At 27.9% G+C, this 11,917-nt stretch carries 11 protein-coding genes; all 11 read right to left on the bottom strand.

Translation table 11 applies throughout. The features are described from left to right. Positions 1-43: 43 nt before the first annotated feature. The 11 genes from I1A51_RS16905 to I1A51_RS16855 all read right to left on the bottom strand — a co-directional run bounded on the left by I1A51_RS16905 (position 44) and on the right by I1A51_RS16855 (position 11,916). A complete protein-coding gene (locus tag I1A51_RS16905) occupies positions 44-616 on the bottom strand; it encodes a hypothetical protein (protein WP_196896044.1) in 573 nt (190 codons plus the stop codon). 82 nt (positions 617-698) lie between these two features. Further along, positions 699-1,121, bottom strand: coding sequence for a hypothetical protein (locus I1A51_RS16900; protein ID WP_196896043.1), 423 nt, complete (start codon positions 1,119-1,121; stop codon positions 699-701). A gap of 47 nt (positions 1,122-1,168) precedes the next feature. Continuing rightward, the gene (locus I1A51_RS16895) at positions 1,169-1,615 is read right to left on the bottom strand and encodes a GNAT family N-acetyltransferase (protein ID WP_196896042.1); all 447 of its coding nucleotides are present in this window, start codon (positions 1,613-1,615) and stop codon (positions 1,169-1,171) included. A 110-nt stretch (positions 1,616-1,725) separates the two neighbouring features. Then, positions 1,726-2,373 (bottom strand): alpha/beta hydrolase family protein, encoded by a 648-nt coding sequence (locus tag I1A51_RS16890; protein ID WP_196896041.1) that lies wholly within the window; start codon positions 2,371-2,373, stop codon positions 1,726-1,728. 242 nt (positions 2,374-2,615) lie between these two features. Further along, complete coding sequence (locus I1A51_RS16885; RefSeq protein WP_196896040.1) at positions 2,616-2,909, bottom strand: hypothetical protein; 294 nt, start codon at positions 2,907-2,909, stop codon at positions 2,616-2,618. 98 nt (positions 2,910-3,007) lie between these two features. After that, positions 3,008-3,697 (bottom strand): hypothetical protein, encoded by a 690-nt coding sequence (locus I1A51_RS16880; RefSeq protein ID WP_196896039.1) that lies wholly within the window; start codon positions 3,695-3,697, stop codon positions 3,008-3,010. 318 nt (positions 3,698-4,015) lie between these two features. Further along, positions 4,016-5,221: an ImmA/IrrE family metallo-endopeptidase gene (locus tag I1A51_RS16875; RefSeq protein ID WP_196896038.1), complete on the bottom strand. Its 1,206-nt coding sequence runs from the start codon at positions 5,219-5,221 to the stop codon at positions 4,016-4,018. Between the two features lie 166 nt (positions 5,222-5,387). Then, positions 5,388-6,512: a DUF3800 domain-containing protein gene (locus I1A51_RS16870; protein WP_196896029.1), complete on the bottom strand. Its 1,125-nt coding sequence runs from the start codon at positions 6,510-6,512 to the stop codon at positions 5,388-5,390. Positions 6,513-7,071: 559 nt separating this feature from the next. Further along, positions 7,072-7,257 carry a YgaP family membrane protein gene (locus I1A51_RS16865; protein ID WP_196896027.1) on the bottom strand — a complete coding sequence of 62 codons (186 nt, stop codon included), beginning with the start codon at positions 7,255-7,257 and terminating at the stop codon, positions 7,072-7,074. Between the two features lie 181 nt (positions 7,258-7,438). Beyond that, positions 7,439-10,645: an efflux RND transporter permease subunit gene (locus tag I1A51_RS16860; RefSeq protein ID WP_196896025.1), complete on the bottom strand. Its 3,207-nt coding sequence runs from the start codon at positions 10,643-10,645 to the stop codon at positions 7,439-7,441. A gap of 173 nt (positions 10,646-10,818) precedes the next feature. Then, positions 10,819-11,916 carry an efflux RND transporter periplasmic adaptor subunit gene (locus I1A51_RS16855; protein WP_196896023.1) on the bottom strand — a complete coding sequence of 366 codons (1,098 nt, stop codon included), beginning with the start codon at positions 11,914-11,916 and terminating at the stop codon, positions 10,819-10,821. Position 11,917 lies beyond the last annotated feature (1 nt).

Raw genomic sequence — 11,917 nt, 5'->3', positions numbered from 1 at the left:
TAATTGAAAATATTAACATATTCTAATCTTTTACCTCTAAAGTTTAATGTGGTATTTTTAATTTTTCATAAATGTTTAATTCTTCCCAAACTTTAGCATCTCCAAAGATTAATAATAAACTACCTGAACTATCGAAAATATCATTTAAAATCAAATTATTATTAGTATCTAATGCTATTCTCACTTTTCTATGATCAACTCCGCCGAAAATATATGGAACACCTATTAAAATTGTATTTCGATTTTTTATATGCATAAAACCATCTTTTTTCAATTTATATTTTAAGGTTTGACTTCTGACGATTTTTCCTTTTTTAATGAATTCAAATTTTACTTTTTCTTTATTTAAAACGTTGATTTTAAATATGCCACCACTTATTGAATCAAAATGTATTGTATCAGAAATTCCTCTTCCAGCTTTTCTATAGAATTTATTATTCGCATTATGGAAATAAGGAGATTTTGTTGCTAATTGATTTTTAGCGAAAATAGAATATTCACCATTTAATGAAGCAATATTAGTTCGATCTATTTTTTTATAATTTGTGGGTAATTTTTTAAATTTTGCACAACTTATTAATAAGAAAGACATAAAAATTAAATAAAAATATTTCATGTTCATTTAGAAATTAGAATTTTTTAATTCAGAAAATTACATAAAAAAAGAGAAGTTTTAGCTTCTCTTGGTTTGTAATGTTTTAAAAAGGAGAATAAGGTGTAGGTTGTATTTGTCCTAAATCAATAGTTTCAAATTCAAAATTTTCATGTAGATCAAATTCATATACTTCTGAAAGAATTATGATTGCAATTTCTGTTGTCCTTTCAGGATTATTTCCAACATTCAAAGCATAAAATGGAATTCCATCCCATTCATAAAAAGTAAATTCTTCAGCTATTTTTAAAGATTTAAACTTTTCTAAACGTTCTTTTTCATTGTCAAAAGCTAGATTAAAAGAAAAATTAAAATCCTGAGATTCTGGACTAATTTGTTCGATTAATCCTCCATGAAAGATTTGAAGTTCTTCCACATGATCTTTTAAAATATTTATTACAAATGCATTATTTGTTTTTTCAAATTTAGATGAAACTTCTATTATTGTTTTTTCTAATTCAATTTTCATTTTTTAATATTTATTTGTTTTAGGGGAACAGTTTAATCATTAATAAATTAAAAGTTCCATTTAAATAATCCTTTTTCTTTCATTGTTGCTCCAATTCTATTATAAAAATCAATAGCTTTTTGATTATCACTTTCAACTTCCCAACAAATTAAATTTATGTTTTTTTCAATGCAAATTTCCTTGGCTTTTTCCATTAAATAAAAACCAACTTTATGACTTCTATAATCTTTTAAAACAAATAAATCATCAAGATTCATATATTCAGAACCGCCCCAAATAGAATAATTCCAAGTGTATGAAAGATAACCAACAACTTTATTATCATACTCTGCTAATAATGCTCCAAATCGTGGATAATCACCAAATCCTGCATTTAGCATTTTATTTGTATCTGTAATTATAAATTCTTCTTGATTATGATATTTAGCAATTTCAATAATTAAATTATATAAGGTTTCAACGTCTTTTTTAGTTGCTTTTCGAATTTTTATCATTTTTCAATTTATAGTTAATTTTTATTATTTCTATAGCTGATAAAACTTTTAAATATTGAATTTCATTTTTTTAAAATAAAATATCAGTTGTAATTAACTGTATAAAAAAACTACTCAATAGATTCTTTTATAATTTCAAATATCTTTTTGTTCTGAGCTACTTCATGACCTTGGTTTTCAAGTATAACGAAATTGACTTTCTTATTATTTGTTTCCAGCTCTTTTGCATATTTTTGAGCTATAGTTATTGGAACAATTTTGTCATTATCTCCATGTATTACCGTTATTTGCGTTTCTCTATCAATGCTTTTTACATTTTCTATTGGAGAAAGACTACTTACCTTTTCATCCCAAATTGTAGTATTAGGTTGTAATTCTTTCATATATTTTCTCCATTGATGAAGATCACATGGACATGAAATAAGAACTGCACCAGAATACGTTTCTGAATATTGAGTTAATAAGTTTGCAGATATAGCAGCTCCACCAGAATGTCCGACTAATATTACTTCTGAGGGGTTGTATTTTTTCTTTAACTGATTTGTTAGGCTGTAAATCGCTTCTAAAACTTCTGCTGTATAGTTGTCACCTGTAGCTTTCCCTCGATCACCTTTTGAATGATTACCTTTAAAGTCCGTATATCCAGGTCTAAGAACTCCTACCGAAACAATATTAGAATTCTCATCAGCTATTTTTTTTGCGATGTCATATTGATAAGAAGGATTATTAAATGGCGCATCTCCATGTAATACCAGCACTAATTTAGGATTATTTAATTCTCCTGAACTAACATAAGGAATATGAAATAATTCATCAGATACACTAGAGTTTACAGTGCTTTGACTTTTAATTTGTTGACAGCTTAAACTAATAGAAATTATTAATGCTAAAATTCCAATACTTTTTTTAGAAATCATTTTATAAATGTATTTATTTGTAGTGTAACGTTTATGTGAGTAAGTTTTACTTTTTGTATTGTGCTTGTGGCAGAAAATAAAATTTATACTTTGTTTTTTATTTCAAATCTCTTTATTTCAATCAATCCAACAACTAAGAGAGCAATACCAGCTATCACACCAAAAGCAATGCAAATCCCAGCAGTTCCATTAGGATTACTAACTACTCCTGTTTCGGGTATTGAATAACTTAATAAACCTGATATGCATGCTATTCCAGCCATTATACATTCTATTTTAGCAATTCTTTCCTTTAATTTAAAGATAATTATTGCCCAAATAATAAAAGGAACAACTAACACTAGTATTGCTCCCCAATAAACTCCTATGCTTACCATTATAATATTTTTTTAATTTTTTGTAACAGTTTATATATGTTTTGTTTTATGTTTTCTTCTGTGAATGAAAATGAAATTTTCACTTTGTTGTATGTAATTTAATATTTATCAGTTCTTTCAATATAACTTTCAAATAAATCTTTTAAACTTACATTTATTTTATTAGATACTGTTCTCAATCTATCTTTTGAAAGATATGAATACATTACTATAAAATATTCAACTTTTACAGAATCTTTATTTGAAATAAAATCTTTTTCTTTAATTATTAAACTATCGATTTGATGATATTTTAAATGTTTAAATTGTTTAGGAAACTTCTTTTGAAAATATTCTGTTTTTTTAAAATAATCTGAATAACTACATTCGTTTATTATTTCTTGATAAGTTTTTTCAATTTTGTATGAGTCAAATGGATTTATACTGATTAAATCTAAGCCTGTTCCACAGTCAAAGCTATTAGAATAGTCTGTGTCATAATTCGGAAATAAGTTTTTTCTTAATGAATAAAAAAAAATAGTATCATTAAATTTCATCAGTTTTTTTCCAGATCTATAATTGAGTACATATTTAGGTGAAAGTGAATTATTATTATAATTGAAGAGATATTTATTGTTATTTTTTGTTATGGATAATTTACTTGACCTATCTATTTCATAATTCCATTCATTAGGACTGATTATTACACTAGATGAAAAATATCCTCTAAATACATATAAATCAATTATTAAAATGCTTATAAATATTGATAATTGAATTAATATTCTTTTTCTTAATCCTTTTTTCATTTTTTTTCATTAAATACAACTTAGAAATAAATAGAATTCCGTTTATTTCTATTATATCAATAACTATAAAATTTCTGTAAATTTTGAATTTTCATAGCAGCAGATGGACAAATATAGAAGAATCTATATATTATTAACAAGTAAAGGAAATAAATATTTAAATCAACTAAATAAAAGCTTATGAATAATACTTATTTAAATAGTTGAAAACAAAAAAGCATATTAAAATATTTTTTTGATATGCTTAGATAATTATTGTATAAATTTTATTAAGATTATTTTACTTGATTTTAAATCAGTTCTTTGTTAGGCACAGTTTTATTCATAAACTACTTTTCTTAATATAGTTCTCCAATTGTTTTGAGGTTCAGCATATTTTATTAAGTTTAAATCTTCTATTCGATATTTAACTGAAGTTTTACTTATTCCAAAATAATCAGATAGGTAGTCTATAGTTTTATAATAATCTTCTTGATTTATTTTCTGTTTATCTAAATATATATATTGAGGTTTACTTATTCCAATTCTTGTTCTAAAACCTACAAATTGAATAAAAAATAACTCTCTAGGTAAAAACAAAGAAATTGCAAATTTATTTGCTTGCCATTCAATCCAATTTTTTTCATTTGTTAATAAATATTTATCTGACTCAAAGTTATATTTAGAATCTTCAAAGTCATTATAAACTTCTTGATTTATTTTAAGGTTACTATGTAAAAAGAAATGTCCAAGTTCATGTCCAAGAACAAAAGGAAACTTTTCTGTATTTACTATTGAACAATCTATCAATATTTCTTTTTTTGACACATTATAGTATCCTGCAATTTTTTTTCCATTTACACTTTCTATACTTCTAGTAAAATCAAATGATATATCATATTCTTCATTTAAAAATATGATAAACTCATCTATATCAATTGATTTTTTTATTTTATTATATTTACGAAGAATATTTAAGGCTTCTTTCTCAATATAATTTGAAGATAATTTTTTTAGTCCTTTAATTTGATTTAAACCAAAAACATTTCTAATAAAGCTTATAAATTCCTTATAAATTAAATCATTTTCATTTTTTTTCTCATCCTCTTTTTCAGTTCTATGTAATATTATTTCATGTTTATTTTCTTTATTCACTTCAATCAGCATCATACCTGTATTTTTAGCAAAATTTAATCCGCCTTTTTGAAATGAATTATCTGAAATCATTACTCCTTTCACATTTTTTCCTGCCACTTGATCTATTTTTGACCAAAATTCTTCTACATCGTCAACTGGAACTTTTTTTGAGTTAGAACTTTTACACTCGATTAAAAATAATAATGAAAATCTATGAGCATTTGGAGGCCATATTTCAATTGATAAATCAAAAATTATTTCTTTTTCTCTTCTTTGAGAGTAATAACCTTTCTTTTTAAATACTCTTGCAGATGTTTTTGAAATACCAAATTCATCGTTTTCAATTGCTTTTTGAATTAAATGATAAGATTTATCTTCAAATTTATCTCCTACCTTAACTGTATTCATTATGTTTCTTTCTTAGCTTTTTCTTTAATTGTGCCCAACGGTGAGTATAAGAATAGTAGCCGACCGCGTTGCACTTTTCTGTCAAGTTACACGAAAATTGAAGCGGGCTACAACCCTTGAATTTACTACTGTTTTGGCTATTATTTTTATACATTGTTGTGCGTAGTTATTCCTTCATCTTGTCCCATATTTCTTGCATTTTCGATAACTCTTCAAAACTATCTGTATTATGCAAGAATCCAATATTTTCATTTTCTGATTTATCAATTATAGAAATTAATAAGTTTAAGTTTGTCGTCTGAATTTCAGATAATGAATCTAAGTCTGTTTGTATTTGAGTCGAAGGGTTACTATTTATGTAGTTTTTAAATTTGCCAATCAAGCCAACAAATATGTCAGAAAGTTGAACCATCAGATTAGATTGTGAATCAACGAATGAATAATTTTTTATTTCATCATCTCTATCTAAAATCCTATAATCTTGAAAAATCTCTGAAATAGAATCTTCATTATCTAATATGTGAGTTGAGTTTTTAAACAGATATATCGGTCTTAAGTAAAAATGCGACAAATCTTTAAGTAAGATAAAATCTTCCTCTTCCATAATAAAAGGCAAGCTTTCCGCTTTTTTTGCTTCTTTAAGAATCTGTCTTAATGACTCTAATCCAAAATGATACTCAGGAGAATCAATGTAGGCACCAAATAACGATGTCAAATCTTCAATAAATTGAATTACTTTAACAGACTTTATATTAGGATATTCATAATTGTAAAATAATTCAATAACAGAGTCAATTTCTAATCTTGAAAGTTTATACAAATCATTTTTTAAGTGATTGGCAAAAGTAGGGTCTAATTGCATAGCAGCTTCCGAGTTGACAATTGCAGAATCAACAATATCTACAATTGCCCAATAGAAAACATTTAGGCTAGAGTAATGAACAAAAATATCATTGTCATTTAGAAACTGTAAAAAAAGTTGAAGCTTTTTTGATTTCAAACAATCAATGAAATTACCATTTGCAATATGTTTAAACTTTACTTCTTTAGTTGTCTTTTGTAAATTGAAACTTTCAATTAATCCTCGAACATCAGGAGCATTACCTTTATGAACCAAACCTCCCAAAACAAAATTTGCTGTAAATGAAGAATTAAAGTCATTTTCACGGACATAAAATTTTCTCAAATTATTTGTCTCATCGTAATAAAACGTATAAGATTCATCAAAATCGGCAGTTCTTGCAAGCATTTTTGTTGTCTCTCTTATTTCTTGAATTTGAAAATCTGTCATTATATACTGCTGTTTATTTTAATTACGCACAACATAATTATAACAAGAACTCCTGTTATTTCTATTATATCTGTAACTATAAATTATTTATTGAAAAAAAGATTTCATAGCAGCAGACGAACAAATATATTAGAATCTAAATTTTTTAACAAATAAAAATCGGAATATTTAAATAAATATATTGAGGGTTTTAAGCATTAGTTTAATAAAAATAAATATTGAAAAGATAGTCTTATTAAAAAATCGATTTTACATATAAAAATATGCTCTTTTCTAGTTTTTATCACTCCGACAGTGATATTTAAGACAAATCCACTCGAAGGAACAGAAAAGCAAGAGGAAGGAACCACTAAGACGCTTGAAGGAACAGAAGAGCAAGCAGAAGGAACAGCCCAGACACTCGAAGGAACGGAAGAGTAAGTAGAAGGGATAGCTTAGACACTCGAAGGAATGGAAGAGCAAGTAGAAGGAACCACTCCGACAATTTTAAATTAAAAAAGAACTTAAAATACAACCCAAATAAATGAGAAGTAAAGAAAGTTCTTTAATCATCTAAAAACTATTTAGCCACTTTAAGTTTTGTCAAAATCACTTCTAATAAACACCATTTTGTAAAAGCGTTTTGTAAAAGATTTAATCCAACAAAAACGGCCAAATAAATCCATGCAGGACTTACATAGTGAGATAAAATAATGCTTATCAGAATCATGCTTCCTGCAAAGCCTCTTACAATTCTATTTTGCATATAATACTAAATTATGGTTGGTTTTCTGTTTTAAAATCTCCCTTCAAAAGAAGGGAGATTTTGAGCAAATGTAATCTATATTCGGTAAGACTTATCCAGAACAAAACTCGCTTTCTCTACTCAAATTTGAGGGGGAATTAAGAGAAAAAATTCTGGTATAAAACTCAAATATTTATACACATTAAGATTTAGCTTTATTTACATTATGCTTCTTTTTTTCCATCATGAAATAAACCATAGGAACAATTAACAATGTTAAGAATGTCGAAGCGATTGTTCCTGCCATTAATGAAATTGCTAAACCTTGGAAAATTGGATCGAAAAGAATTACAAATGCTCCAATAACTACTGTTCCAGCTGTTAATAAAATCGGTGTTGTTCGAACAGCACCAGCCTCTATTATAGCTTGTTTTAATTCAGCTCCTTCATTTAATCGAAGATTAATAAAATCAATTAATAACACGGAATTCCGTACCATAATTCCTGCCAATGCAATCATTCCGATCATCGAAGTCGCTGTAAAATAAGCATCAAACACCCAATGCCCTAATACAATTCCAATCATAGAAAGTGGAATTGCAACCATCATCACAAGAGGCGAACGGAATTTTTGAAACCATCCTACTATTAATACATAAATGACTATGATAACTACCAAAAAGGCTGTTCCTAAATCTCTAAATACTTCCAAAGTAATTTGCCATTCACCGTCCCATTTAACAGTATAATCCTCTAAAACATCAGGTTGTTTGATATATAACTCATCTATAGAAAAACCATGTGGAATTTTTAAATCCTGAATTGCATCACTAATTCCCAAAATAGCATACGCAGGACTTTCCAAATCTCCAGCCATGTCTGCTGTTACATACACAACCGGACGTTGATTTTTTCTATAAATATATGGTTCTTGAGTTGCTTTTTTAATTTTAGTTACATCTGCTAATGAAATCATGTTTCCATTCTGCGATTTCACGTGTAACTGTCTTATTTTTTGTAAATAATGTTTGTCTTTTTCTTCAAAAGTTAAATTAATTGGTACATTTTCAAAAGAATTTTCATCAACTAAAAATACATTAGTTCTCGGTGTCATCGCAACATTTATTGCTTGTGCAATTTGATGTTGCGTAACACCTGAAAGCATCGCTTTTTCTTTATCAACTTCTAATATAACTTTCTCTTGTGGATGATTTACATACCAATCAATATCTACAACATTTTCTTGTTGGTGTAATAAACCTTTTACTTGATTAGCTAAATCAATTTGCGAATCATAATCTGGTCCATAAATTTCTGCAACAATCGTTGATAGAACTGGTGGACCTGGTGGAATTTCTACAATTTTTACATTCGCATTGTATTTTTTTGCAATCTCTTGAATACTTTCTCGCATTCCTTTTGCAATATCATGACTCTGTGCTTTTCGCTCTCCTTTGTCAATCAAATTTACTTGAATATCCGCTTCATAACTGTTTTGACGCATATCATAATGACGTACTAATCCGTTGAAATTAATCGGTGAAGCAGTTCCTATATAACTTTGATAATTTAGAACCATTGGCTGCGTAGCAATATAACTTCCAATTTCTTTTGCAACTAGAGAAGTTCTTTCTAAAGTAGAACCTTCTGGCATATCAATCACTACTTGAAATTCATTTTTATTGTCAAAAGGAAGCATTTTTACTGCAACACTTTTAAAATAAAACATACTCAAACTTGCGAACAGAATCAAAGAAGTAACTCCTAAAGTCATCCAACGTTTTCCAGAAGAGTCTAAAAGAGGATTTACAATTTTGTAGTATAGTTTGTATAAGCCCGTTTGTTCTAAAACAAAGGTATCCTCTTTATGCTCTTCTTTTTCTCCCTTTTCTGGTAGAATATGATACGCTAAATATGGCGTAATTGTAATTGCTACGAATAAAGATAGAATCATTGCTATCGAAGCTCCAATTGGCATTGGACTCATGTATGGTCCCATTAATCCTGACACAAATGCCATTGGTAAAACAGAAGCTATTACAGTAAATGTAGCAAGAATTGTTGGGTTTCCAACTTCATTGATAGAATACAATGCAGCATCAAACAAATTCATCTTTTTCATTTTAAAATGTCGATGCATGTTTTCTGCAATAATAATCGAATCATCCACGACAATTCCAGTTACAAAAACTAAAGCAAAAAGTGTAATACGGTTTAAGGTATAATCTAAAAAATAATAACTAAATAAAGTCAAGGCAAACGTGATTGGCACAGAAAGAAAAACAACCAATCCACCACGCCAACCCATTGCAAACATTACAATAATTGTTACTGCAACAATGGCTCCGATTAAATGCATTAGTAATTCAGAAACTTTTTTAGAAGCAGTTTCACCGTAGTTTCTTGTAATTTCTAAATGCACATCTTTTGGTAATAGAGTAGGAGCAATTTTCTCAATTTTACTTTGTGCAAAATCAGCTAAATACATTGCGTCTGCTCCTTTTTTCTTGGAAACACTTAAAGTTACAGCTGGAAATTCTCCTACAACATCTTTATTTGAAGCTCCTCCATAAGCAAAACTCACATAATTTTTTGCCGATTCAGGTCCATCAATAACTTTTGCAACTTCATGAAGATAAATAGGTTTTTGGTTTTTAAATCCAATAATTAAATTAGAAATATCTTCTTTTCCTTTTAAAAAAGAACCCGCATGAATTAATATTTCTTTGTCATTTTGTAAAGATTTTCCAGAACTATTCGATGCATTTGCAGCTTGTAATAATTGTTGAATTTCTAAAATATCAATACCACTTTTTTCTAATTTTCCTGGATCAATTTCAATTTTAATTTCTCTAGATCTTCCTCCAATTACCTTTGTTGTTGAAATATTATTGATTTGCTCAATTTCATTGGAAAGTTCTTGTGCAACTTGTCTTAATTGAAAATCATCATATTTATCACTCCAAAGTGTCAATCCTAAAATCGGAACATCATCAATTGAACGTGTTTTAATCAAAGGATTGGAAACACCCACAGGCATTTGATCTAAATTTTTATAAATTTCATTGTATAATTTTACAATCGAACGCTCAATATCTTCTCCAACATAAAATTGAACAACCAACATTGCTTGCTCAGAAAGGGAAGTAGAATAAACATATTCTACACCTTTTACATTGGAAATAATTTTTTCTAAAGGTTTTACAACTTTCGTTTCTACTTGTTTTGGAGAAGCTCCAGGAAATTGTAAAAATATATCAGCAATTGGTACTTCAATCTGTGGTTCTTCTTCACGTGGAATCAAAAAAGAACTATAAATACCAACGCTCAAAAATGCAATCATCAACAAAAGTGTCAACTTCGAATTGATGAATGGTTTTGCTATTTTGGCTGCGATTCCTGATTTCATAAATAATATGTTTTATTGAACTGATTTAAACTTTTACACTAAAAACCCGCTTCAAGCAAGTTCACTGTTGACTTGCTAAAATTTTGAACCGTAGCTAAGGCTATGCTTAAAAATTTTATCGTCATCATCAGTAAACATCAGATGAAGCTCTTGTTTTGGCTTAAAAATTTAAATCACTTCATCTGAATTGGCATTCCGTCTTTTAATCTGCCTTCGTGTTTTACAATAATTTTTTCATCTTTATTCAACCCAGAAACAACTTCAATTTGATTTCCTTGTTGATTTCCTGTTTGAATCCATCTTAAAATGGCTGTATTTTGATTGCTTGGCGTGAAAACTCCTGTTAATTGTCCTCTTTTTACTATAGCTGAAATTGGAATAAAAACACCTTGTGAATTTTCTGATTTGTTCGCTTCTTTACTATCATTTTTTAAAGAAATCGTTGCATACATATCTGAAAAAAGAGAAATTTTTTCTGGATTTTCAATAACTGCTGTAAATTGATATTGACGACTTCCCATTCCAGAAGATTTATCAATCTCATCTATTTTTGCCGTAAAATTTTTCGAAATAGAAGGGATTTCCACTGTAATTTTATCTCCAATAGAAGTAGTTGCAAGAAGATTTTCTGGGAGTTGTGATTTGATTTTAAATTGTTTGTTATTTTCAATTTTAAAAATAGGTTGCATCGGTGTAATCAAATCTCCCTTTTCAATCATTTTTTGTGTTACAATTCCAGAAAAAGGAGCAATAACTTTATTATATGATATGATTGTATTTAATTCTTGAATTTGTGCTTTTGTCGCTTCCAACTTTGCTTTCATCATTTCATAACCTGCTTTTACATCATCCCATTCTTTGTCTGTAACCGAATTTTGTTCATGTAATTTTTGGAAACGATTGTAATTTTTTTCTGCAACATTAAATTGTGCTTGTGTTGCTTTCAAACTTGCTTTTAATTGTGAAAGTTTGGCTAATTGATCTTTATTTTCAATGCTTGCTAACAAAGTTCCTTTTTGCACTTTATCACCTGCTTTTACATAGATATTTTGCACATATCCATTCATTCTAGGGTGTAAAGAAACTTGTTGTTGAGGTATAATAGTTCCGCTTAAAACAAATCCATTATTAGAAAGCAATTTTGGATTTTCCACAGAAACAACAACAGGATGTATATTTTGTGTTTTTGTAGTATTTTCTTTGTCATTTCCACAACTGATAAACAGCAAACTTGAAAATGCAATCGTATATATAGTTGATTTAAATTTCATG

Origin of the sequence: Aureivirga marina, assembly GCF_015767265.1 — a bacterium.
Lineage (GTDB): Bacteria > Bacteroidota > Bacteroidia > Flavobacteriales > Flavobacteriaceae > Aureivirga > Aureivirga marina.
This window is presented reverse-complemented; position numbering and strand designations above follow the sequence as displayed.